Genomic DNA, 24030 nt, shown 5'->3' with positions numbered 1-24030 from the left:
GATGAATTTCCATACCGTCTGCCCAAATTGACCCCTCAGGTCTACTCTGGAGATGTGCCGGAGGACGTGGGGGGCATGCCGTTCCCTGACGGCGGGGAGCCCGACGACGACCACGACCGCGGAGTGTCGGACGACGCGTTCGACTCCGTGGTCTTCGACGAGGCGTTCATCGGTGCGGCCGTGGTCCACGAGCCGACCGCCGTCGAGCGCCTCCTGGCGGCCGCCCAGGCCAGAGCCGAGGCGTCCGAGGCCGAGGCCCGCCGCACCCGCTCGAAGACCGAGCGGTACGACGAGGGGTACGCAGACGGGTACGGCGGATACGACCGCCACCGCCGCGGTGACGCCTTCGGCGACGTGGACGGCGACTTCGACGACCCCGATGTGCTGGAGGACGGGTACGGCTCCCCGGGGCCGTACGGCAGACAGGTCCGCTGGCACCGCCCGGTCGCCTGGATGCTCGCCCTCGTGATGGGCATCGGCATGGTGGCGCTCGCCTTCTCGGCCGTCTACCGGGGGGCCTCCTCCAACCGTCAGGACCCGGCTCCGACGCCCGCCTCGACCGGCCCGGAACAGGGCGGCGGCGTGACACCGTCCGCCTCCGCCGACTTCTCCCGGCCGACCGTCCCGGTGATCCCGCCCAGCCCCTGACAGCGGAGGTCGGGCCTGGTGAGAACCTGTCAGAACTTGCCGTGGGGCAGGGCGTTTACGGGGACTCCCCGCGACCTACTCTGAAGATATGGCAGGGCCAGCGGACCCCCCTGGAGGGACTCCTGAGGGTGCCCCCTCGGGCGGCGAGGACGAGTACCGGTCCGTCGTCTTCGACGAGTCCTTCGTCCGCGCTGCCCGCCTCCAGGAGTTCTCCGCCGAGGAGCGCATCACCGACCACGCCCCCGCGGTACGCCGCCGTCCGCGGCGCCGCCGGGGCCTGTCCCGGCAGGCGCTGATGCTCGTGGTCCTGATCGCCCTGGCCTTCGGCACCGCGGTCTACATGGGTGTACAGCACCCCTACCGGGCGGCCACCGCCGGGGAGACGGTCGAACCCCTGCGCATGACCGTGCTCCCGCTCGAGCCCGAGGGCAAGGTGCCCGGCACCACCAGCGCCGAACGGTTGTACGCCAGGAGTCCGGCGGCGCAGTTCCGCGTCGGTGCCGAGGGGGTGCCGCTCCCGGCGTCCCGGCGCACCGCGCACTTCTCGGACGGGCAGGTCGTGACCGCGCTGGTCACCGCGAAGGACTACATCGTCCGGTCCGCGCTCGATCCCGCGGTGCTCACCGGCGGGGAGACCCACTCGGTACGTGTCCTGCTCGACGCCGACCAGCAGGAGCAGTTCGACCGGAGCTTCACGCGGCCGGCCGCCGACGGGCGGCACGCGCCCACCGGATGGCTCGTCCGCTTCGACCCCTCCCGCGCGGAGCTGGCCGACCGCAGGATCCGCGTCCAGGGCACCCTGCAGGCAGCCGAGACCGACCCCTCCACCCTCGAGGTCACCGCGGACCACACCTCCGTGTACGCGCTGCGGCCGGCCGGTGCGGGGAAGGGCGCGGAGGTGTCGCTGTTCACGGTCCGGCGCGAGCTGCACTTCCGCTTCGACCGCGAGGACCTGCGCCTGCACCAGGCGCAGGTCACCGTCTCGTACGTCCAGGCCGGCCCGCTCTCCTGTGCCGAGGACTCGGCCGGCCGGCTGCGCCCCCTGCTGGCGGGCGCCACGGCCAAGGAGGGCGGCCCCGCCGGCACCGACCCCTACGCCGTGGGCGGCACCGCGGCCCTGTGCGGCTCGCTGGCGGCGGGGGCGCAGCCCAGGCTGTGACGCGCGCGACGCCCCCGTGGCCCCGCGGCCGCCCCCGCCGTGGCTCCTGCGCCTCAGGTGTGCCTCACGTGCCGTCGCGCGGCGGGCGGTCGTCCCCGGAACCGGAGTCCGGGCCGGAGCCCGGCGAGGCACCCGGCCCCTGCGAGGGCTTCGATCCCGAGGATCCCGACGGCCCCGACGACGTGAAGCCGCCGAAACCGCGGCGGACCCGGCCGCCCAGATCACCGGCGCCGCCCGCGATGTCGCTGACCAGCTTCATCAACGGATCCTTGGAGTTCTTCACGTCACCGACGTAGCTGCTCGCCGACTCGCGCCAGGAGTCCCGTACCGAGGCGTCCTTGTCCTCGTCGCGGCGCGGGTAGTGGCCGTCCATGAGCCGCTGGTGGTCGCGGGACTCCGCCCACTTCTTCAGCTCGGCCGCCCGCACGGTGGTGAACGGGTGGGAGCGGGGCAGCACGTTGAGGATCTTCAGCACGGAGTCGCGCAGATCGCCCCCGGCGTCGTACTCCTCGGCCTGCTCCAGGAACGCGTCGACGTTCATCTCGTGCAGGTGGTTGCCACCGGCGATCTTCATCAGGCCGCGCATCGAGGCCTGGAGGTCCTGGCCGACCAGCAGCCCCGCACGGTCCGCGGACAGCTCCGACTTGCGGAACCACTCGCGCAGCGCCGTCACGATCGCCATGATCGCGACATTGCCCAGCGGAATCCAGGCCACCCGCACCGCGAGGGACGTCAGGAACAGCAGGATGGTCCGGTACACCGAGTGCCCGGACAGCGCGTGCCCGACCTCGTGTCCGACGACGGCCCGCATCTCCTCCTCGTCGAGCAGCTCGACCAGTCCCGTGGTGACCACGATGATCGGCTCGTCCAGGCCGATGCACATCGCGTTCGGCGTCGGGTCCTGGTTCACGTACATCGGCGGGACCTTCTCCAGGTCCAGGATGTAGCAGGCGTCCCGCAGCATGACGTTGAGGTGCGCGAACTGCCGGTCCGAGACGCGCACCGAGTCGGACAGGAAGAGCAGCCGCAGGCTGCGCTCGGGCAGCAGGCCGCTCAGCGCCTTGAAGACCGTGTCGAAACCGGTCAGCTTGCGCAGCGCCACCAGGGCGGAGCGGTCGGCGGGGTGTTCGTACGCACGCGAGGAGATCCCGGGGAAGCGCCTGCGCTGCCTGCTCGGCACGTTCTCGTTCCCGTTGTGCTGGTGGCCGTCGGACATGTGTCCCCCATGTGCGTCTGTGTGACCTTCGCGGTTTCCTTGCCGGTCCTCTGCGCGGTCCCTGTTTCGCCCGCTGCCCGCCCCGGGGCGAAGCCCAGCCTAGGCGGAGACGGCGTGGACCGGCAGACCGGATGTGAGCCGTGCGGCTCCCCGGGAAGGACGGCCCGGGGGGCGGGATGGTTGCCTGCCGGGGCATCCGCCGCGGTGCCCGCCGTGGAGGCCCGGCGCCCGCCCGGGAGGCGCCCGGGAAGGCAGCGGGGCCCGCAACGACGGAGTCGGGGTGATCGTCGGGAAGGTGCCCGCTTACGATGAGCCGAAGTCTTTATCCCGCCCACACGCGATAGGTACTGCCGAAGATGAGCCTCCCCAGCGCCGCTGCCCAGTTGGTCACCCTCGCCGCCGAGGGCGGAGCGAACAGTAGCAACCACGAGAGCCTCAACCCCTACTTTGTCGGCGGCTGCGTCCTGGCCGCCCTGCTGGTCCTGCTGTGGATCACCACCCGCTTCAACCGCGACCGCTAGATCATTCCGGCATGAGCCGCCGGACCGGCCCCGGGCCGTCCGGGGCCGGCCGGAGGGCACACCTGGCCGTCGGGGTCGCCATGTTGGGCCGGTAGGGTCTGCACGCATGGAAGAGCAGGACATGCCTGTCGGTCCGGCGAAGGACACGGGCGGGGAGTCGACCGAGGCGACCACCGAGGTCACGACCGGGTCCGGGGCCGAAGGCACGGCCGCGCGACCGGCGAGCGGCGCCGAGCACCGTCCGGCGCCGCGCCGGGGCGGCGGCACGGTGCGGCCGGGCAAGCGCCGGCTCGGCGTCATGGGCGGCACCTTCGATCCGATCCACCACGGGCACCTGGTGGCGGCCAGCGAGGTCGCCGCGCGGTTCCACCTCGACGAGGTGGTCTTCGTCCCCACCGGGCAGCCGTGGCAGAAGAGCCACCGGGTGGTCTCCGCGGCGGAGGACCGCTATCTGATGACGGTCGTCGCGACCGTCGAGAACCCGCAGTTCTCGGTGAGCCGCATCGACATCGACCGCGGCGGGCCCACCTACACCGTGGACACCCTGCGCGACCTGCGCGCACTCAATCCCGACACGGACCTGTTCTTCATCACCGGCGCCGACGCCCTCGCCCAGATCCTCACCTGGCGGGACAGCGAGGAACTGTTCTCCCTGGCGCACTTCATCGGCGTCACCAGGCCCGGTCACCATCTGACCGACGCGGGCCTGCCCGAGGGGGGCGTGTCGCTCGTCGAGGTCCCCGCCCTGGCCATTTCCTCGACGGACTGCCGTGCGAGGGTCGCCAAGGGGGATCCCGTCTGGTACCTGGTGCCGGACGGGGTCGTGCGCTACATCGCCAAGCGCGAGCTGTACCGCGGAGAGTGAGCCGAGAGGGGCACCGGTGAACGACCGATACGAGGCGGGATACGGCGACGGCGGGGACGACCCGTACGGGCTCGTCGGCTACGACGAGTACGGACGGCCCGTCTACCGTCAGGACCAGGCCCAGCAGGCCCCGCGGCAGCCGTACGACCCGTACGGGCAGCAGGAGCAGTACCAGCAGTACCAGGGCCAAGACCAGTACGGGGACGGACAGGGACAGCAGGGCTACGGCTACGACCCGTACGCCACGGGCGGCCCGCAGCAGTCCCAGCCGCCGTACGACCCCTACGGGGCCCAGGACACCCCCGCCCCCGGCGCCTACGACTCGTACGACCCCTACGGCACCCCGCAGAGCGGTGGGACGACACCGTCGTACGACCCCTACGGGGACTCCTACGGGCAGACCGCGCACGGCGGCACCGGCGGGCAGCCCCGGGTCGCCGAACACACCGCGCAGACCGCGCACATCCCGCACCAGCCCGGTCCCGCCGACGACGAGACCGACCGGACCGACGACCGGACCGGCCCCGCCGACCTCCCCGCCGACTCCGAGGCGCCCGAACCGGATTACCGCACCGAGCAGTTCGCCTTCGTCGAGGAACCGGACGGTGACTCCGAGGACGTCATCGACTGGCTGAAGTTCACCGAGAACCGCACCGAGCGCCGCGAGGAGGCCAAGCGCCGCGCCCGCAGCCGGATCGTCGCCCTCGTCGTGGTCTTCGCCCTGGTCGCGGCCGGCGGCGTCGGCTACCTCTGGTACGCCGGGAAGCTGCCCGGCACCGGCTCCGACGCCGGTACCGGCACCACGGCGGCCGCGGGCGCCCAGAAGCGGGACGTCATCGTCGTCCACCTGCACGACACCAAGGGCGGAGGCACCGCCACCGCGCTGCTCGTCGACAACACCACCACCAAGCAGGGCACCACCGTCCTGCTGCCCAACTCCCTGGCCCTCGCCGCCGAGGACGGCACCACCACCACGCTCGCCAAGTCGGTCGAGGACGATGGTTCCGGCGGGACCCGGACCGCGCTCGACACGGCCCTCGGCACCGACATCGAGGGCACCTGGCGGCTGGACACGCCCTATCTGCAGAACCTCGTCGACCTGGTCGGCAACATCGACATCGACACCGACGCCGACGTGCCGGACCCGGGCGCCAAGAAGAAGGGCGAGGCCCCTCTCGTCAAGAAGGGGAAGAGCCAGACCCTCTCCGGCAAGATGGCCGTCGCCTACGCCACCCACCGAGGCTCCGGTGAGGCGCAGGACGCCCAGCTGGAGCGGTTCGGGCAGGTCATGCAGGGGGTGCTGCGGAAGATGACCTCCGACGCGGGCGCCGCGACGACCACCGTCCAGACCCTGGGGCAGATCATCGAGCCGCCCCTGACCGACAAGGACCTCGGCTCCTTCCTCGCCCGGCTCGCCGACCTCGCCAAGGGCGGCGACCACAGGACCGCGCTGCTGCCCGTGCAGGAGGACGGCACGCTCACCGCCGAGACGAGCGACAGCGTGGTCAAGGAGGTGCTCGGCGGCACGGCGAAGAGCCCCGACAAGGACGCCGCGGTCAGCGTCTCGGTGCGCAACGCCACCGGTGTGGAGGACAACACCGAGAAGGCCCGCGTGGTGCTCCTCAACGGCGGCTTCACCTTCCTGAAGGGCGGCACGGCCACCGCGGAGGCGACCTCCGAGGTCGTCTACGCCGACGCCGCCGACAAGGAGAACGCCGAGGAGGTGGCCAAGACCCTGGGACTGCCCGCCTCCTCCGTCGCCAAGGGCGAGGTCTCCGGGAACGCCAGGGTCTCGGTGCTCCTCGGCCAGGACTACGAGCCCGGCAGCTGACCGGGCGGGGGCGCCACCGGCGCCCCCGCCCGGGCGCGCCCCCGAAACGCGTGGGGCGCGCCCGGCGGTCCGTGAGACCCTTGGAGGCAACCGACCTCCGAGCGAAAGCCTTGCAGTGACCGCAACCGACCGTTCCATCGAGCTCGTCACCGCCGCCGCCCAGGCGGCCGCCGACAAGCTCGCGCACGACATCGTCGCCTACGACGTCAGTGACGTGCTGTCCATCACCGACGCCTTCCTGCTGGCCTCCGCGCCCAACGACCGCCAGGTCAAGTCGATCGTCGACGAGATCGAGGAGCGGCTCAGCAAGGAGCTCGGCGCCAAGCCGGTGCGCCGCGAGGGCGACCGCGAGGCCCGCTGGGTCCTGCTCGACTACGTCGACATCGTCGTCCACGTCCAGCACAGCGAGGAGCGGGTCTTCTACGCCCTGGAGCGGCTGTGGAAGGACTGCCCCGAGCTGGAGCTGCCCGCGGACGCCGTGGCGACCCGCGGCAAGGCCGCGGAGCACGCCCGCCAGCTGGAGGCCGAGGAGGCCGCCGCGCAGACCGCGGAGCCGGGTGGTGAGTGGCGGTGAGCGCCTCCGGTGAGGTGTCCGGGTCCGGTCGCCGGGGCCGCCGCATCATCCTGTGGCGCCACGGCCAGACCTCCTGGAACGTGGAGCGCCGCTTCCAGGGCAGCACCGACGTGGAGCTCACCGAGACCGGCGTCGCCCAGGCCCGCCGGGCCGCGCGCCTCCTCGCGGGCCTCGAACCGGACGCGATCATCGCCTCCGACCTGAAGCGGGCCGCGCGCACCGCCGCGGAACTCGCCGCGCTCACCGGTCTGGAGCCGGTCCACGACGAGGCCCTGCGGGAGACCTACGCGGGCGTCTGGCAGGGCCTGACGCACGACGAGATCATCGCCAGGTACGGCGACGAGTACACCGCGTGGAAGCGCGGCGAGCCGGTGCGCAGGGGCGGCGGCGAACTGGAGACCGAGGTCGCCGACCGCGCCGCCCCCGTGGTGCTCCGGCACACCGAGAAGCTCCCGGACGACGGCACGCTCGTGGTGGTCAGCCACGGCGGCACGATCCGCACCACCATCGGCCGGCTGCTCGGGCTGGACCCGCGCAACTGGGAGGGTCTCGGCGGGCTCACCAACTGCTGCTGGTCCGTCCTCGGCGAGGGTGCCCGCGGCTGGCGGCTGCTGGAGCACAACGCCGGCACCCTGCCGGAGCCGGTGCTCGGCGACGACGACTGACCGACGGACGACCGGCCGACGGACGACCGGCCGGGGACCGGATTTCACTTTCCGGCAGGTCGCAGGCTAAAGTTCTTCTTGTTCGCCCGCCGAGCGGGAAGAACACCCGGGGCTATAGCTCAGTTGGTAGAGCGCCTGCATGGCATGCAGGAGGTCAGGAGTTCAATTCTCCTTAGCTCCACAGATGGGGTGCTGGATCGATAGGTCCACCGCTTCACATGACGAAGATCCCGTCCTCAGTGCGAGGGCGGGTTTTTTCGTTGTCCCTGGTTGAGCACTCCGGGGCCGACGGTCGTATACCTCCACGAGGCGCCGATCCGTGTCCCGAACGGTACCCGGGCGTCGCTGACCGCGATGGCCCGGTCGTGGCAGAATCAAACGGCCGGAAGGGGGCGCGGCCCGACGGGAGGGAGTTGTGATGCCTGCGAGCATCCACGGGGAGGTCGACCACCTCCTCGGCGGGGTGTCGACACGACGGACCTCGACCCGCCACCGCTGCCCTTCCCGCGGCTTCGCGCACGTGGCCCGAGCCTTCGACGTCCTGGGCGTCCTCGGCGGCAACGACGGTGTCTCCGACGCGTGTACGGCCTGCGGCCACAGCTGGAGCTGAGTGATGGGTGCGCACAGGCGAAGGTGTGACTGGTGCGGCAGCGGGAGGCCGATCGTCCGGGACATGGAACCGGTCCATCCCGACTACCAGTACTGGTGCGAGGAGTGCGCGCGGGCGCTGATCATAAAGGGCGACCCGATCGAGACGTACCGCGAACTCGAGGGTGAACCGATCTACGGCCGGCTCCTGGAGGAGCACTGCACGCTCAAGCGCTTCTATTCGTTCGTGACCGCGTGACAATGCGGACGGAACCGGGCGCAACGGAATCGATTTGGTGTTGGGCCCCGATGACCGTGTAAAGTTGGCGTCGCCGCCGGGGAAACCGGGCGGGAGCAGGACCTGGGGCTATAGCTCAGTTGGTAGAGCGCCTGCATGGCATGCAGGAGGTCAGGAGTTCAATTCTCCTTAGCTCCACAGCAGTCGAGGGCGGATCATCCGAAGGGATGGTCCGCCCTCGACGCGTTGTGGGGACGGTGGGCCGTGGGGACGGTGTGCGGCGGCTCGGAGAGTGGCCCGTGCGGGTCACCCCGAGGGGTGACCCGCACGGGCCTGTCTCAGCGGCCCAGTGCGCGCCGGCCGCGTCCCTGGGAGAGGACCGGCAGATTGCGGGAGGGTGCCTTGGACGAAGCCCCCTCCTCGATGCGCAGGGCCAGTGCCGGGCAGCGGCGCACCGCGCGCAGCGCCTTGTCCTCGGCGCGGCGCGGCACCTGGGCCTGAGCGACCGTCGGGAAGCCGTCCGCGCCGAGCTGGAAGACCTCCGGGAGGAGGTCCGCGCACAGCCCGTGGCCCCGGCACAGCGTCCAGTCGACGAAGATCTTCTGGCGGCTGGGGCCGTTCTCCTCGCCGCCGCCGCCCGGGATGCCCGTAGGGGTCTGGCCGCCCTCGAAGAGCGGCAGGACGCCCTCCACGGGCCGCCCGCAGCCGTTGCCCATGACGTGGGCGGTGAGGTCGTCGGTGAACGCCTTGATGGTCGACTCCAGGAACATCGCGGAGCCGTCCGGATGCGAACACGCGCCGCGCCGCTTCACGTTCTTGGCGACCTGCTTGACCGCCTCCAGGGCGGCCGGTCCGCCGCCGTTGAGGATGTCCTCCAGGCCGCGCGCGGCGGCCGGCAGGCCCAGGTAGCACGGGCCGCACTGGTTGGCGCTCTCCTCGGCCAGCCACTTCGCCACCATCAGCGACTCGCCCAGCGGGCAGGTGTTCTGACTGATCGGCAGGATCGCCCCCGCACCGAGGGCGCCGCCCACCGCGTCCAGGGAGTTGCGGGAGACGATCGCCTCGTTGACGGTCGCCGCGTCGATCCACTTGCCGTGGTAGCCGCCGGTCAGCACGCCCTGCGGCACCGGTGGCGCACCGGCGAGCTGCAGGACGTAGCGCAGCGGTACGCCCGTCGGGACCTCGACCACCATGGGGCGGGCGACCGCCCCGGACACCGTGAGCATGACGGTGCCCGGTTCGTCGTACAGGCCGGTGTTGCCGTAGCGCTCCGGGCCGATGCGGGCGGCGATGGCGAGCTGGGCGAACGTCTCGGCGTTGGACAGCAGGGTGGGCGCACCGCCGACGCCGTTCTTCGAGGCGCTGGTCTTGCGGCCCGGCGGGATCGCCGGACCGCCGTCGATGGAGCGGATCAGTGAGGCCGCGGCGCCCGTGACCATCCGCACCGGGTTGCGCTGCACACGGGCGCGCAGCACGGACCGGCGCCCGTTGTTGAGGCCGCGTTCGGCCAGCGCGGCCTCCATGGAGCGCTGGGTGGACTCCCGGGTGACCCCCACCACGAGCGTGCGGGCACCCATGGCCTCGGCGCACAGCAGCGCGCCGTCCAGGATGAGATGCGGAGCACGGTTGATCAGCACCGTGTCCTTGCGGCAGGCCGGTTCGTCCTCGCTGCCGTTGACGACGACGACCGGCCGGACGCCGCGCTTGATCGCCGTTTCGGCGACCGAGCGCAGCTTCTTGTGGAAGGGGAAGCCCGCGCCGCCGCGGCCCCTGAGGTTGATGCGTTCAGCCAGCTGGGCGAGCTGTTCGCCACCCAGGGGTTCGAGCGGCCCGTGCACCTTGAGGTGCATGGGGAGATCGAGCCGGTCGACAAGGTCGAAGCCCGACGTGAGCTGGGGAAGTCCGACGACGCGGACTTCGGGTACGTCGGGCAGAGCCTCGTTCACCTGACCTCCTTCGAGGATGCTCCGGCCTTCAGACCGGGGCGGGAGTACTGCCCGCTTGCGGAGGAGATTCGAACCCTTGCGGAGCAAGGCGAGAACGGCGTTCCGCCTCTACGGCGGCATACCGTCCATGTGATCGGGTAAAGGGCCTGCCGTGCGGTGCGGGGACCGAGCGGGCACACCGTGTCGATCGGGAACCGGGACGGCACACCCGAGCTTCGCTCGACGCACCGGGCAGGTTCCGTCCCGGCTGGTGTTGAGGGAGCAGGACCTCTCAGGTCGTTGGCCTGCGAGGCGTCCTGAGCCGGGAATCCCCCTGCTTCAGCTGGGGGAGGGTTCAATTGAAGCCTCCGGAAGGCGTGTTCCAAGGTTCGGCCGAACCCGGTGCGTCGAAGTCGTACGACGCACCGGGGGATGGATCAGGGGCGGGACCGCTGTTGTACGTGTCACTCGGGTTGTACGTGCCGTAGAGGGGGTTCGACTCACCGGTGTCGCGCACATCACTCGCGCCGTAGCCCGGTGCGGTCGAATTGTCGTAGGCCGGGATGTTGTATCCGGTGTCCTGGAGCGGGTCGTAGGCCGACGGCGGGGCCTCGCCGACCGGTGGCGGGGAGGGGATGGGCCAGTTGCCCGAGGTGCTGGAGGGGCCGTCCACGCGTGCCGCGTCCATGAGGGGTGCGTCCACGGGAGGGGCGTCCACGCGCGGGACGGCCTGCGTGGGCTGCATGTCCAGGGGCAGTTCCATGCGGGCGGTCTGGTCGGCGTAGAGGGGCTGCTGCGGCTGGGACGGGACGGACGGGGGTGAGACCGCGCGGTAGGCGGCCGCGAAGCCGTTCGCGGGCTCCGGGGCCGGTGCGACGCGTTCGGCGGCCTCGTACCGCGGCCGGGCCGCCGGCTCGGGGCGCTCGGAACGGGACCGGGAGGCCTGTCTGCCGCCGCTCCCGTAGCCGGGGAGCGACGCCTCGGCCGACCGGGAGCGGCTCTTCTCCAGGACGTCACGACCCGACTGGCCGGTGATGCCGAGCAGGCCGGTGACCTGGTCGGCGACCTTGCGCTTGACCGAGGGCGGGGAGACGCGCAGGACCAGGACGGCCATGACGCCGAGCACGGACAGGCCGTACAGGATCAGGAAGATCGGCTTGGCCGCTCGACCCGCGTAGAGCCCGTGCACCAGCGCGGCGCACCAGGCCGGGTAGGCCAGCATGTGCATGGCGCGCCAGCGCGCCGCGACGGGGGCGGGCGAGGCGAAGCGGTTGCGCAGGATGCCGGTGATGGCCACGAAGATCATCAGCAGGCCGGCCAGCGTGCCCAGGCCGATCAGGAAGCTCCGGCCGGCGACCACCTCGTCGTCCGTGAGGAGCAGTCCGAAGGGCAGTACCGCGGCGATCCAGGTGGTGTGGTCCAGGACCAGCTTGATGACCATGTGCACCAGCAGGAAGACGACCGAACCGACCGCCGTGGTGCGGTGCACGGCCTGCGCCAGGATGCGCTCGCGCGGGCCGAGCAGAACCCGGTCCTGGGCGACGAGCCCCCAGATCACCGAGCAGCTCAGGCAGACGAGCGACAGGACGCCCGCGCCGAAGTTGAGGAACTCGAGGAACCAGTCGTCCGCCGTGCTGTCGTCCGGCCTCACGCCCTACCTCCCCACGTCACGACGGAAAGCACGACGGCGAGCGGGTACGACTGACCGGCAGCCGACCGGCCCTGAACGGGCGGTGGGCTGCTGTCTGGACGAGGGTTCATGGGGGAACTCCGAACGTTCGGGAGAAGCGGTCCCGGGCCGCACTCTAAACCTCCTGTGTACCGGGGAGTACAGGTTTGAGTTATTGCGCTGTTATCAAAGGACGATCAGGCCGGAGGGATGCCCCATAGGGGGTGTTACGCGAAGTAATCTTTGACCGGAATTCAGGGGTGCCGGTGGGGCGGGAGCGCTCTCTGCGGGCTCTCCACCGGTTCTCGGCGGCCTCGTGGGCCCGGGAAGCGCGTCGCGGCGCGCCGCGGGCCTGCGGTACCCTGGCGCCATGCGTGCCGTACGCCTTCTGCTTAGCGAGCCGCGCTGATCAGTCCCGACCACGGTCGAACCAGGTGGTCGGAATCGGCGCGGCGTCCCCTCCTGTGCGAGGGGATTTTTCTTTTCCGGAAGTCCGGAGGCCCGAAGGCCTGAAATGCCGCAGCCGAAGGCGCAGACGATCGATGGAGCTTTGAGGACCATGAGCGAGACGAACCCCGCGGCCACCGCCCCTGTGTCGGCGGAGGTCGCGCCGCACCGCTACACGGCCGCCCTGGCGGCCGAGATCGAGGCACGCTGGCAGGACTTCTGGGACGCCGAGGGCACCTACGACGCGCCCAACCCGAGCGGTGACCTGGCGGGCGACCCGGAGCTGGTCGCCCGGCCCAAGAAGTTCATCATGGACATGTTCCCCTACCCCTCCGGTGCGGGACTGCACGTCGGCCACCCCCTGGGGTACATCGCCACCGACGTCTCCGCCCGGTTCCAGCGCATGACCGGCCACAACGTCCTGCACACCCTGGGCTTCGACGCCTTCGGACTGCCCGCCGAGCAGTACGCCGTGCAGACCGGCACGCACCCGCGCGTGTCCACCGAGGCCAACATCGAGAACATGAAGTCCCAGCTGCGCCGGCTGGGCCTGGGCCACGACAGGCGCCGGTCGTTCGCCACGATCGACCCGGAGTACCACAAGTGGACCCAGTGGATCTTCCTGCAGATCTTCAACTCCTGGTACGACGACGAGGCCGACCGGGCCCGCCCCATCACCGAGCTGATCGCCCGCTTCGAGTCCGGTGAGCGCCCCGTGCCGGGCCACACGCGTGCGTGGAGCGAGCTGAGCGAGGCCGAGCGCGCCGACGTCCTGAGCGAGTTCCGGCTGGCCTACGCCTCCGACGCGCCGGTCAACTGGTGCCCCGGCCTGGGCACCGTGCTGGCCAACGAGGAGGTCACCGCCGAAGGCCGCTCCGAGCGCGGCAACTTCCCGGTCTTCAAGGCGAAGCTGCGCCAGTGGAACATGCGCATCACCGCCTACGCCGAGCGGCTGCTGGCCGACCTGGACGCCCTGGACTGGCCCGAGGCCATCAAGCTGCAGCAGCGCAACTGGATCGGCCGCTCCGAGGGTGCCCGCGTCGACTTCCCCATCGACGGCGAGCGGATCACCGTCTTCACCACCCGCCCCGACACCCTGTTCGGCGCCACCTACATGGTGCTGGCGCCCGAGCACCCGCTGGTCGAGAAGTTCACCCCGGCCACCTGGCCCGAGGGCACCCACGACGTCTGGACCGGCGGCCACGCCACCCCGGCCGAGGCCGTCGCCGCCTACCGCGCGCAGGCCGCGTCCAAGTCCGACGTGGAGCGGCAGGCCGAGGCCAAGGACAAGACCGGCGTCTTCATCGGCTCCTACGCGACCAACCCGGTCAACGGCGAGCAGGTGCCCGTCTTCATCGCCGACTACGTCCTGATGGGCTACGGCACCGGCGCGATCATGGCCGTACCGGCCGGTGACCAGCGCGACTTCGAGTTCGCGCGCGCCTTCGAACTGCCGATCCACTGCATCGTCGAGCCGACGGACGGCCGCGGCACGGACACCGCCACCTGGGAGGACGCCTTCGCGTCGTACGACGCGAAGATCATCAACTCGTCCAACGACGAGGTGAGCCTGGACGGCCTGGGCGTCGTCGAGGCCAAGGCACGCATCACCGAGTGGCTGGAGCGCCGGGGCATCGGCGAGGGCACCGTCAACTTCCGGCTGCGCGACTGGCTGTTCAGCCGCCAGCGCTACTGGGGCGAGCCCTTCCCGATCGTCTACGACGAGGACGGCGTCGCCCACGCGCTGCCCGAGTCGATGCTGCCGCTGGAACTGCCCGAGGTCGAGGACTACTCCCCGCGCACCTTCGACCCCGACGACGCCGACAGCCGGCCCGAGACGCCGCTGTCGCGCAACGAGGACTGGGTCCACGTCACCCTGGACCTGGGCGACGGCCGCGGTCCGCGCCGGTACCGGCGCGAGACCAACACCATGCCCAACTGGGCCGGTTCCTGCTGGTACGAGCTGCGCTACCTGGACCCGCGCAACAGCGAGAAGCTGGTCGACCCGGAGATCGAGCGGTACTGGATGGGGCCGCGCGAGGGCATGCCGCACGGCGGTGTCGACCTGTACGTCGGCGGCGCCGAGCACGCCGTCCTGCACCTGCTGTACGCGCGCTTCTGGTCCAAGGTGCTGCACGACCTGGGGCACGTGTCGTCGGCGGAGCCGTTCCACAAGCTGTTCAACCAGGGCATGATCCAGGCCTACGTCTACCGCGACAGCCGCGGCATCGCGGTGCCGGCCGCCGAGGTCGAGGAGCGCGAGGGCGCCTACTACTACCAGGGCGAGCGGGTCTCCCGACTGCTGGGCAAGATGGGCAAGTCCCTGAAGAACGCGGTCACTCCGGACGAGATCTGCGCCGAGTACGGGGCCGACACCCTGCGCCTGTACGAGATGGCGATGGGCCCGCTGGACGTGTCGCGGCCGTGGGACACCCGCGCGGTGGTCGGTCAGTTCCGGCTGCTGCAGCGGCTGTGGCGCAACATCGTCGACGAGGGCACCGGCGAGGTGACCGTCGTCGACGCGGGGGACTCCGGTATCGACGAGGACACCCTGCGCGCCCTGCACAAGGCGATCGACGGGGTGCGCCAGGACCTGGAGGGCATGCGCTTCAACACCGCCATCGCCAAGGTCACCGAGCTGAACAACCACCTGACCAAGCGGGGGGGTGCGGTGCCGCGCCCGGTCGCCGAGTCCCTGGTGCTGCTGGTGGCGCCGCTGGCCCCGCACATCGCGGAGGAGCTGTGGCGCGCGCTGGGCCACACCGACTCGGTCGTCCACCAGGACTTCCCGGTCGCCGACCCGGCGTACGTGGTCGACGAGGCCGTCACCTGCGTGGTTCAGGTCAAGGGCAAGGTCAAGGCCCGCCTGGAGGTGTCGCCGTCGATCTCCGAGGAGGAGCTGGAGAAGGTGGCGCTGGCCGACGAGAGGGTCGTCGCGGCGCTGGGCGGGGCCGGGATCCGCAAGGTGATCGTGCGGGCACCGAAGCTGGTGAACATCGTTCCGGCGTGACGCCGTGACGCCGTGATGCTGTGGCGCTGTGATGTCGTGCCGCGTCACGCTGTGACGCCGTAGCGCCGCGGGCCGACCGGGCTGCCGGGCCGCGGAACGGCGGGCTCGGGGTACTTCCCTACGGGCAGGTTCGGGGTTCTTCCGGAACTCCGAGCCTGCCCGTTGCGTTTACCTTTGAAGAGCGGCGCGGTGTGTGGCGGCAGGCCCCAGGGCCCGGAGGAGGAGTCCCGTGGAAGCAGTGATCGCAGTGTTGGCCCTGCTCTTCGTGCTCTTCGTCGTGCTCGGCGCGTATGCCACCGTGAAGGTCGTCGGCGCCGCCAAGCGCAGCGCGGACCGTCACATCACCCAGGCCCGCCGCACGGTCGAGGACCACACCCTGAAGGTCAAGTCCTTCGCCCAGTCCGGCCCGGCCGGCGAGGTCGCCCGGCTCCGGCTCACACTGCGTACCTCCATGCGCGCCACCCAGGACGCGCTGGAGGCCGGCGCCGCCGAGGACCAGTCCCTCAAGGAGTCCCTCGCCCTCTTCGAGCGGCTCAGCGCGCACGGGCACGAACTGGAGGGCGAACTCAGGCGCCTGGAGTCCGAGCCGGACCGCGGCGCCCTCGGCAAGCGGCTGCCCGAACTGCGTGAGCGCACCAACCGCATCACACGGTCCGCGGACTCCCTGCGCTGGGCGGCCCGCGACCGAGCCCGCCACTTCGCGGACGACGACCTGGACTCCCTCAGCACCCAGATCGACATGGAGACCGGAGCCCTGCGGCACTGGACGACCACCGAGCAGCAGTCCGCCTCCGCATCCCGGCCCGCGGCACCGGCCGAGGACGCCCCGGCAGCCGGACCGGCCCGTCCCGCCATCACACCGCCCGGACCGCGCCTCGCCTACCCCTGGCAGAAGAAGCCCCGCCCGGAGAGCACCACTTGATCCGGTTGTTCCGGTCGTCGTGATCCGGACACGGTCCCGTCCGGCGCGCCGGTCCGGGCTGCCGAGGAGGCGGTACGCCAGGTAACCTCCAGCCCATGTCCCGCCATGTCGCCATCGTCACCGATTCAACGGCCTACCTTCCGGCCCGGACGATGGAGCGGCACGGCATCACCGCGGTACCCCTGACCGTGGTCCTGGGGGACCGCGCGCTGGAAGAGGGCACCGAGATCTCCACCCGCTCCCTCGCCGAGGCGCTGCAGAAACGGCGTCCGGTGGCGACGTCCCGTCCCGGCCCCGAGGTCTTCGCCGAGACCTACCGCAAAGCCGCCGGGTCCGGCGCCACCGGCATCGTCTCCCTCCACCTCTCCGCCGAGCTCTCCGGCACCTACGACGCGGCGGTCGTCGCGGCCCGCGAGGCGCCGGTGCCGGTGCGGGTGGTGGACACCGGCATGATCGCCATGGCGCTCGGATTCTGCGCCCTCGCCGCGGCACAGGCCGCGGAGGCGGGCGGCACCGTGGACGACGCGGTCACGGCCGCGGAGAAGCGGGCGGCGAGCACCTCCGCGTACTTCTACGTCGACACCCTGGACTATCTGCGTCGTGGCGGACGCATCGGAGCCGCGCAGGCCCTGCTGGGATCGGCACTCGCCGTGAAGCCGCTGCTCCAGCTGGCGGGCGGCCGTATCGAACCCCTGGAGAAGGTGCGCACGGCATCGAAGGCCATCGCCCGTCTGGAGGAGATCGCGGCCGAGCGGGCGGGCGTCGCCGAGGTCGACGTCGCCGTCCACCACCTCGCCGCGCCGGACCGCGCGTCGGCCCTCGCGGACCGGCTGCGCACGCGGCTGCCCCGCCTGGCCGACCTGCATGTCAGCGAGGTCGGCGCGGTGATCGGCGCGCACACGGGACCCGGCCTGCTGGGGGTCGTGGTCTCGGCTCGATGAGGGGCTGCTGCCGGACTGGCGCGTCAGAGTGACGGAGTTGTCCACAACCAGCCGGTAATCCACGGAAAACGAGCAAGATCATCGCGAATGCGGCGATCTGCCCGATCATGCCGGCATGGCACTTCGATCACGTTCACACACAGCGACCGCGACCAGCGGGCCGGGCCGTGCACCCGCCTCCGACGGCCGCGCCCGTCACCGCCGACCGCCCACCGCCGGGCCGGGGTCCGGGACAGGCGACCGGGTACGGCGCGGGTACCGGCACGAGCACCGGCACCGGGACCGTGACGCCTCGGCGGAAGAGCTTCGGCGCCGGGCGGAGGTGCTGTTCGGGGAGCGGGGCGGGGGCGTCAGGGACATCAGGGGTGCCAGGGTCGTGCCGCGCTGGGCTGTGGGCGGCACGGACCCGGACCCGGCGGACGTGCGGATGCGGGAGAAGCCCCCACACCTGGCGGCTCCGGGCCCGATGACGGATCCGGACCCGTCGGCCTCGGGGGAGCGGCGGCCGGCCGGTCGGACGGTGCTCGCACTGCGGGAGCGGTTGCCGCTGTGGGTGCGGACGCGGTGCGGACTGGAGCGGCGGAGCGTGATCGCGTTGTCGGTGGTGCTCGTGGTGGCCGTGGGGTTCGCCGTACAGCACTTCTGGGGCGGGCGGACCCAGCCGGTGCGGGCGCCGGAGGTGGTGGGGGCGGCCGTGCCCCACGACGAGAGCCGGTCGGCCGCTCCGGCCGGGGGCGGCGAACCCGCCGACACGGGTACTGCGGGGACGGCGGCCCCCGAGATCGTGGTCGATGTCGGCGGCAAGGTGCGTGACCCGGGCGTCCACCGTCTCCCGCCCGGCTCACGGGTCGCGGACGCGTTGCGGGCGGCGGGCGGAGTGCGCCCCGGAACCAAGACCGACGGCCTCAACCGGGCCCGTTTCCTCGTGGACGGCGAGCAGGTGATCGTCGGCGGCCCGCCACCGGTGGCAGGCCCGGGGCCCGTGGCGGACGGTCCGGCCGGCACGGCGGCGGGAGCCGGGCCCGCGGCACCGGTGTCCCTCAACACCGCCACCTCGGACCAGCTCGAGACCCTCCCGGGCGTCGGCCCCGTGCTGGCCCGGCACATCATCGAGTACCGCACCCGGAACGGCGGTTTCCGCTCGGTGGACGAACTGCGGGAAGTGAACGGCATCGGCGACCGCCGCTTCGCGGACCTGCGGAATCTCGTACGTCCATGAGGAGCCGGACGGCGGCGCCCGCCCTCACGGAACCCACCGCCGAGGGGCCCGCCACCCGACTGCCCGTGCACGCCTCCTCCGGGAAGCGGCTCGGGGCCGCCCACCCGCGGCAGGAGGGACCGGCCGACCTGCGGCTCGTTCCACCCGCGCTGGCGGCCTGGGCCACGGCGGCGGTGATGCTGCACGCCCCGCCCGCCCGGGCGCTGGGCACCGTGATCGCGTCCTTGGCGCTGGCCGCCGTCCTCCTCGCCCTGCGAAACCGCCGTGCAGGACCGGGACGTGCGCGTCTTTCCGGAACCGCGGTACTGCTCTGCGTCGCCGCTGCCGCCTCTTCGGCGGGTCTGCACGGCGCGGATCTGCGGCGCGGCCCGGTGCCGGAACTGGCGCGGGAGTACGCCGCCGTGACGGCCGAGGTCGAGACCACCTCCGACCCCCGCCTGACCCGGCCCAGGGCCGGCGGCAGTCGGCCGGTCCCGAGGACGGTGCTCATCGAGGCCGAGGTGCGGAGGGTGGAGCGGGCAGGGCGGGGAGCCGCGGTGGCGACCCGGGCCCCGGTGCTGATGATGGTCGACGCCCGTCCGGCCGGGGACGGTGCCCCGGACGGACGAGTGCGCCCTGCCGAGGAACGCTCACCGTGGCTCGGACTGCTGCCGTCCACCCGGCTGCGGATCGAGGCCCGGCTCGCGCCCGCGACGGCGGGCGGTGACCGGTTCGCGGCCGTGCTGCGGGTCAAGGGCCGGGACGGACCGGAGACGGTGGGGGAGCCGTCGGGGCCGCAGCGGCTGGCGGGGCGGCTACGGGCCGGACTGCGGGCGGCGACCGACGGGCTGTCGACGGACGCGCGGGCCCTGCTGCCGGGGCTGGTCGTCGGCGACACCGCACGCGTCACCCCGGAACTCGAAGAGGCGTTCAGAGAGACCGACCTCACGCATACTCTGGCTGTTTCCGGGGCGAACTTCACCATCCTCCTCGCCCTGCTCCTCGGCCCGCCGGGCCTCGCCCAGTACGCCGAGCGCCGTGGTCTCGCCGCGCGCCTCGGCATCCCCCTGCGGACGACCGCGCTGCTCGGCGGGGTGATCTCGCTCGGGTTCGTCGTCGTGTGCCGGCCGGACCCGAGTGTGCTGCGGGCCGCGGCCTGCGGATCCGTCGCGCTGCTCGCGCTCGCCACCGGCCGCCGCAGATCGCTGATCCCGGCGCTGGCGACGGCCGTCCTGCTGCTGGTGCTCTACGACCCGTGGCTGGCCCGCACCTACGGCTTCCTGCTCTCCGTGCTGGCCACCGGCGCCCTGCTCACGCTCGCCCCGCGCTGGAGCGCCGGGCTGCGACGGCGCGGAGTGCCGCCACGGCTCGCGGAGGCGCTGGCCGCCGCGGGTGCGGCGCAGGCGGTGTGCGCGCCGGTGGTCGTCGTCCTGTCGGCGCGGGTGAGCCTGGTGGCGGTGCCGTGCAACCTCCTCGCGGAGTTCGCGCTCGCACCGGCCACCGTGCTGGGCTTCCTGGCGCTGGCCACCGCCCTGCCGGCGATACCGCTGGCGAAGGCGCTCGCCTGGTGCGCGAGTTGGCCCGTGGAGTGGATCGCGCAGATCGCCCGGACCGGGGCCGCGCTGCCCGGCGCCGGAGTCGACTGGCCGGGCAGCTGGGCCGGGGCGGCACTGCTCGGGGCGCTCACCCCGGTCGTGCTGCTGGCCGGCCGGAGGCTGCTGGGGCACCCAGGGTGGTGCGCGATCTGCGCGCTGCTCCTGGTCCTCCTGGTGGTGCGGCCACCGCCGCTGACCCGGGTGATCACGGGCTGGCCGCCGCCGGGCTGGCGGCTGGTGATGTGCGACGTGGGCCAGGGCGACGCGATGGTGCTGGCGGCGGGCGAGGACACCGGGGTGGTCGTGGACGCCGGCCCGGAGCCGGCACCGGTGGACCGCTGCCTGCGCTCCCTCGGCATCACCCGCGTCCCGCTGGTCGTGCTGACCCACTTCCACGCCGACCATGTGGCGGGCCTGCCCGGCGTACTGCGCGGACGCTCGGTGGGCGCGATCGCGACCACGGCGCTGGAGGAGCCCGCCGACCAGGCCCGCTTCGTACGAAGACTCGCGACCGACCGGCACCTGCCGATGACGCGTGCCGTCGCCGGGGAGCGGCGGCGCACGGGGGACCTGTCCTGGGAGGTGGTGTGGCCCCCACCGAGCCTCCGGCAGCCCGCAGCGCCCACGTCCCCGCAGTCCTGGACCCCACAGCCGGAGGGCCCGAACGACGCCAGCGTGGCCATGCTCGTCCGGACGGCCGGCCTGCGCCTGCTGCTGCTCGGCGACCTGGAACCGCCCGCCCAGCGGGCCCTGGCCAGATCACCCGCGGCGGAGCGCCTGGCCGACGTCGACATCCTGAAGGTCGCCCACCACGGCTCGGCCTATCAGGACCCCGGTCTCCTGCACCGGGTCTCACCCCGGCTGGCCCTGATCTCCGCAGGCCGCGACAACACCTACGGCCACCCGGCCCCGACCACACTCGCCGCCCTCCGCAACACCGGCACCGCGGTGCTGCGAACCGACCTCGACGGCGCGATCGCGGTGCTCGGCGACGAGGACGGAGGGGACGGCAAGAGGGGCCTGCGCGTGGCCCGACACTGAGGAACTGACACTTCCCGACGCCGGCTGCCGGCCGTGGGGAATACCTGGACGAGCGCGCCCCTGCACGTCGGCGGCCGTCCGGCCACTGACGCGTTCTCCTCCGAGAGCTCCGTCCACCCGTCCTGGCGGAGTTCCGCAAGACTCCGCCAGGACGTGACCTTCGTCCCTGATGACCAGGTCCTGTCCGGCGGATCTTGTGCCCGGTTCGCGGCCGGGCTCGGCACAGGGCGGAGCTCATGGCCATGTGCGGCCGAAAAGGTGGCGACAGCCGGAGACCGGGCGCGCTAGCGTCCGCAGGCATGCCCCCTTCACTCGAACGTCCCCCCTTTCAGGCCGACGAGCGAACCGCGCTCCTTGGCTGGCTGAACCTCCAGCGGCAGATTCTGCGATGGAAGTGCGAGGGACTGAGCGAGGCGGACGCGCACCGCTCCGTCATCCCGACCTCGCCGGCGATGACGATGGCCGGGCTCATCAGCCATATGCGGTGGGTCGAGCACACCTGGCTGGAGGTGCTGTTCCTCGGTGGCGACGAGACGCAGAACCCGTCCTTCGGCGAGACGGACGAGGACGCCGACTGGCGCACCGACGGCGCCACGCTGAAGCAGCTGCTCGCGGATTACGAGGCCCGGTGCGCCCGAAGCGACGAGATCGTCGCCGCGGCCTCCCTGGACGACGTCGGTCGCCACCCCGACTACCACTCGGGCAAGGCCAACCTGCGCTGGATGCTCATCCACTTGGTCGAGGAGACCGGACGGCACGCAGGGCATGCGGACATCGTGCGGGAACTGCTCGACGGGGCGAAGGGGTACTACTGACTCTCTAACTCTCTCCGGCAGCTCGAGACCGGAGCCGGAGCCGGAGGGCCTGCCGCCCCTGCTGCCGCGGGCTCGCCGGTTGGCCCGCTGGTTCTTCGGCTCGGGGACGGTGTGCTCGTCCTCACGTCGGCTCAGGGAGCGGCGATTGCGGCGGGAGGAGCACGTCTTGTCACCACTGGGACGGCCGGGGCGCGGGCGGATTCAATTGATCGTCCGCCCCGGAGACCGACCTTGATCGTGCCCGAGGGCCGACGCCCGACACAATGGCTGCCGTGAGCGATGTGAGACATGTGCTGGTGCTGCCCGACCGTGAGGCCGCGGAGGAGGTGGCGGAGGCGCTCGGGGAGAGCTTCGGTGTCGTCGAGGAGCCGCGGCTCGTCCGGGACGCGCTGGCCGGTGAGGACGACGCCGAGGACGCCCAGTGGCTCGTCGTCCTGCGGGACGAGGGGCAGCGGCTGGATCCCGGTGAACTGGACGAGTTCGCGGCCCGGTGGGACGGCTGGCGGGAGGAACCCTGACCCGGCGGCACCGTGATGCCGGGAACCGTCGCTGTCGGTGGTGCGTGGGATGCTTGTCGCGATGGCCAGGAAGACAGCTCAAGACGACCCTCTCGTCCCGGTGACGCTCGCCGTGGGCCAGGAGGACCTCCTGCTCGACCGCGCCGTGCGGGAGGTGGTGGCCGCCGCGAAGGCCGCCGACGCCGACACGGACGTACGGGACCTCACCCCGGACCAGCTCCAGCCCGGCACCCTCGCAGAGCTGACCAGTCCGTCGCTCTTCGCCGAGCGCAAGGTCGTGGTCGTGCGCAACGCGCAGGACCTGTCGGCCGACACCGTCAAGGACGTGAAGGCGTATCTCGGGGCGCCCGCCGAGGAGATCACCCTGGTCCTGCTGCACGCGGGCGGTGCCAAGGGCAAGGGGCTGCTCGACGCGGCGCGCAAGGCGGGGGCGCGGGAGGTGGCCTGCCCGAAGATGACGAAGCCGGCCGACCGGCTGGCCTTCGTGCGGGGCGAGTTCCGGGCCGCCGGGAGATCGGCCACACCGGAGGCGTGCCAGTCGCTGGTCGACGCCATCGGCAGCGATCTGCGGGAACTGGCCTCGGCGGTGTCCCAGCTGGCGGCGGACATCGAGGGGACGATCGACGAGGCGGTCGTCGGCCGGTACTACACCGGGCGGGCCGAGGCGTCGAGCTTCACGGTCGCCGACCGCGCGGTGGAGGGACGGGCGACGGAGGCGCTGGAGGCGCTGCGCTGGTCGCTGGCGACGGGGGTGGCGCCGGTGCTGATCACCAGCGCGCTGGCCCAGGGCGTGCGGGCGATCGGAAAGCTGTTGTCGGCGCGCGGCGGCAGACCGGCCGATCTGGCGCGGGAGCTGGGCATGCCGCCGTGGAAGATCGACCGGGTGCGGCAGCAGATGCGGGGCTGGACCCCTGACGGCGTGTCCGTAGCGCTGCGGGCCGTGGCCGAGGCGGACGCCGGGGTCAAGGGCGGCGGGGACGACCCGGAGTACGCCCTGGAGAAGGCGGTCGTCACCATCGCGCGCGCGGCGCGGTCGCGGGGACGGGCGTAGGGCCCGCTGCCCCCGCCGGGGGCCCGGCCGTACAAGCCGCCGTACAAGCCGAGGACCCCGTCCGTCCCCCAGGGAAGGGGGGAGGGACGGGGTCCTCGGTCGAAGCACGGAGCTCGTACCCGCGTGGCGAACGCAGGCCGCGTACGAGCTCGGGGTGCCGGTCGGGGGCGGAGAGAGAGGGCCCGCCCGGGTCCTTCCGGCGATCAGATCAAAGAGTGGTTCAGCCCTTGAGGGACGCGACCTTCAGCGCCAGCGCCGACTTCTTGTTGGCGGCCTGGTTCTTGTGGATGACGCCCTTGGAGACGGCCTTGTCGAGCTGACGCGCGGCGACGCGCTGGTACTCGACGGCCTTCTCGGCGTCACCCGCGGCGACGGCCTCGCGGGTCTTGCGGATCGCGGTCTTCAGAGAGGACTTGACGGCCTTGTTGCGCAGCCGGGCCTTCTCGTTGGTCTTGTTCCGCTTGATCTGGGACTTGATGTTCGCCACGAATGAGCCTCTACAGGTTCTGGCACGGGCCGCAGGGGCCCCGCACCGGTGATTGCTTTCCGACGTGCCCCGTACCGAGAGGGCAAGAGACACAGCCCCCCACACT

General features: G+C 72.1%; 21 protein-coding genes, 2 tRNA genes and 1 pseudogene. 19 read left to right on the top strand and 5 right to left on the bottom strand.

Translation table 11 applies throughout. The features are described 5' to 3' along the window. Positions 1-27 precede the first annotated feature (27 nt). Entirely contained in the window at positions 28-648 is a 621-nt protein-coding gene (locus tag AB0I73_RS00885) for a hypothetical protein (RefSeq protein WP_363032388.1), read from the top strand. Positions 649-736: 88 nt separating this feature from the next. After that, a complete protein-coding gene (locus AB0I73_RS00880; protein ID WP_363032386.1) occupies positions 737-1807 on the top strand; it encodes a hypothetical protein in 1071 nt (356 codons plus the stop codon). A gap of 64 nt (positions 1808-1871) precedes the next feature. On the opposite strand, the gene AB0I73_RS00875 is transcribed toward AB0I73_RS00880, so the two are convergent. Continuing rightward, on the bottom strand, positions 1872-3023 hold the full coding sequence (locus tag AB0I73_RS00875) for a M48 family metallopeptidase (protein WP_363032384.1): 1152 nt from the start codon (positions 3021-3023) through the stop codon (positions 1872-1874). 356 nt (positions 3024-3379) lie between these two features. Here AB0I73_RS00875 and AB0I73_RS00870 point away from each other — a divergent pair, with 356 nt between their 5' ends. The 9 genes from AB0I73_RS00870 to AB0I73_RS00830 all read left to right on the top strand — a co-directional run bounded on the left by AB0I73_RS00870 (position 3380) and on the right by AB0I73_RS00830 (position 8503). Next, a complete protein-coding gene (locus tag AB0I73_RS00870; RefSeq protein ID WP_363032382.1) occupies positions 3380-3544 on the top strand; it encodes a hypothetical protein in 165 nt (54 codons plus the stop codon). Between the two features lie 106 nt (positions 3545-3650). Continuing rightward, positions 3651-4409, top strand: a complete 759-nt coding sequence (gene nadD, locus AB0I73_RS00865) for a nicotinate-nucleotide adenylyltransferase (RefSeq protein WP_363032380.1) — start codon at positions 3651-3653, stop codon at positions 4407-4409. Between the two features lie 16 nt (positions 4410-4425). Continuing rightward, positions 4426-6240, top strand: a complete 1815-nt coding sequence (locus tag AB0I73_RS00860) for an LCP family protein (protein ID WP_363032378.1) — start codon at positions 4426-4428, stop codon at positions 6238-6240. A gap of 115 nt (positions 6241-6355) precedes the next feature. After that, positions 6356-6814, top strand: coding sequence for a ribosome silencing factor (gene rsfS / locus AB0I73_RS00855; RefSeq protein ID WP_363032376.1), 459 nt, complete (start codon positions 6356-6358; stop codon positions 6812-6814). Next, on the top strand, positions 6805-7479 hold the full coding sequence (locus AB0I73_RS00850; RefSeq protein ID WP_363032374.1) for a histidine phosphatase family protein: 675 nt from the start codon (positions 6805-6807) through the stop codon (positions 7477-7479). Before rsfS ends, AB0I73_RS00850 begins: the two co-directional genes overlap by 10 nt. A gap of 108 nt (positions 7480-7587) precedes the next feature. Continuing rightward, positions 7588-7660 (top strand) — tRNA-Ala (locus AB0I73_RS00845). A 237-nt stretch (positions 7661-7897) separates the two neighbouring features. Beyond that, entirely contained in the window at positions 7898-8089 is a 192-nt protein-coding gene (locus tag AB0I73_RS00840) for a hypothetical protein (RefSeq protein WP_363032372.1), read from the top strand. Positions 8090-8092: 3 nt separating this feature from the next. Beyond that, positions 8093-8326, top strand: a complete 234-nt coding sequence (locus AB0I73_RS00835) for a hypothetical protein (RefSeq protein ID WP_363032370.1) — start codon at positions 8093-8095, stop codon at positions 8324-8326. Positions 8327-8430: 104 nt separating this feature from the next. Next, positions 8431-8503: transfer RNA gene (locus AB0I73_RS00830), tRNA-Ala, on the top strand. A 140-nt stretch (positions 8504-8643) separates the two neighbouring features. On the opposite strand, the gene AB0I73_RS00825 is transcribed toward AB0I73_RS00830, so the two are convergent. Both AB0I73_RS00825 and AB0I73_RS00820 read right to left on the bottom strand, forming a co-directional pair. Next, on the bottom strand, positions 8644-10251 hold the full coding sequence (locus AB0I73_RS00825; protein ID WP_363032368.1) for an NADH-ubiquinone oxidoreductase-F iron-sulfur binding region domain-containing protein: 1608 nt from the start codon (positions 10249-10251) through the stop codon (positions 8644-8646). Positions 10252-10585: 334 nt separating this feature from the next. After that, a complete protein-coding gene (locus AB0I73_RS00820; protein WP_363032366.1) occupies positions 10586-11881 on the bottom strand; it encodes a cytochrome b/b6 domain-containing protein in 1296 nt (431 codons plus the stop codon). Positions 11882-12458: 577 nt separating this feature from the next. Here AB0I73_RS00820 and leuS point away from each other — a divergent pair. The 6 genes from leuS (at position 12459) to AB0I73_RS00790 (ending at position 21868) form a co-directional block, all read left to right on the top strand. Beyond that, positions 12459-15356, top strand: coding sequence for a leucine--tRNA ligase (leuS, locus tag AB0I73_RS00815; RefSeq protein ID WP_363032364.1), 2898 nt, complete (start codon positions 12459-12461; stop codon positions 15354-15356). 229 nt (positions 15357-15585) lie between these two features. Continuing rightward, entirely contained in the window at positions 15586-16278 is a 693-nt protein-coding gene (locus AB0I73_RS00810; protein WP_363032362.1) for a hypothetical protein, read from the top strand. 95 nt (positions 16279-16373) lie between these two features. Next, positions 16374-17219: a DegV family protein gene (locus AB0I73_RS00805; protein ID WP_363032360.1), complete on the top strand. Its 846-nt coding sequence runs from the start codon at positions 16374-16376 to the stop codon at positions 17217-17219. 115 nt (positions 17220-17334) lie between these two features. After that, positions 17335-18438, top strand: a complete 1104-nt coding sequence (locus tag AB0I73_RS00800) for a ComEA family DNA-binding protein (protein ID WP_363032358.1) — start codon at positions 17335-17337, stop codon at positions 18436-18438. Next, on the top strand, positions 18435-21053 hold the full coding sequence (locus tag AB0I73_RS00795; protein WP_363032356.1) for a ComEC/Rec2 family competence protein: 2619 nt from the start codon (positions 18435-18437) through the stop codon (positions 21051-21053). The genes AB0I73_RS00800 and AB0I73_RS00795 overlap by 4 nt, the downstream gene beginning before the upstream one ends. A 299-nt stretch (positions 21054-21352) precedes the next feature. Further along, the gene (locus AB0I73_RS00790; RefSeq protein ID WP_363032354.1) at positions 21353-21868 is read left to right on the top strand and encodes a DinB family protein; all 516 of its coding nucleotides are present in this window, start codon (positions 21353-21355) and stop codon (positions 21866-21868) included. A 39-nt stretch (positions 21869-21907) separates the two neighbouring features. Here AB0I73_RS00790 and AB0I73_RS00785 read toward each other — a convergent pair. Further along, a pseudogene (locus AB0I73_RS00785) lies at positions 21908-22042 on the bottom strand (IS5/IS1182 family transposase); the annotation flags it as partial. A gap of 98 nt (positions 22043-22140) precedes the next feature. On the opposite strand from AB0I73_RS00785, the gene AB0I73_RS00780 reads away from it, so the two are divergent. Beyond that, positions 22141-22386, top strand: a complete 246-nt coding sequence (locus AB0I73_RS00780; protein WP_363032352.1) for a hypothetical protein — start codon at positions 22141-22143, stop codon at positions 22384-22386. Positions 22387-22447: 61 nt separating this feature from the next. Then, a complete protein-coding gene (gene holA / locus AB0I73_RS00775) occupies positions 22448-23437 on the top strand; it encodes a DNA polymerase III subunit delta (protein ID WP_363032350.1) in 990 nt (329 codons plus the stop codon). A gap of 220 nt (positions 23438-23657) precedes the next feature. Here the strand turns inward: holA and rpsT are convergent, their stop codons facing one another. Beyond that, on the bottom strand, positions 23658-23924 hold the full coding sequence (gene rpsT / locus AB0I73_RS00770; RefSeq protein WP_363032348.1) for a 30S ribosomal protein S20: 267 nt from the start codon (positions 23922-23924) through the stop codon (positions 23658-23660). Positions 23925-24030 lie beyond the last annotated feature (106 nt).

It is taken from the genome of Streptomyces sp. NPDC050388, from assembly GCF_040655635.1.
In the GTDB taxonomy this organism is placed as follows: Bacteria; Actinomycetota; Actinomycetes; order Streptomycetales; family Streptomycetaceae; genus Streptomyces.
Note: the sequence above shows the minus strand (reverse complement) of the source record. Positions and strands in the feature narration are given on the sequence as shown.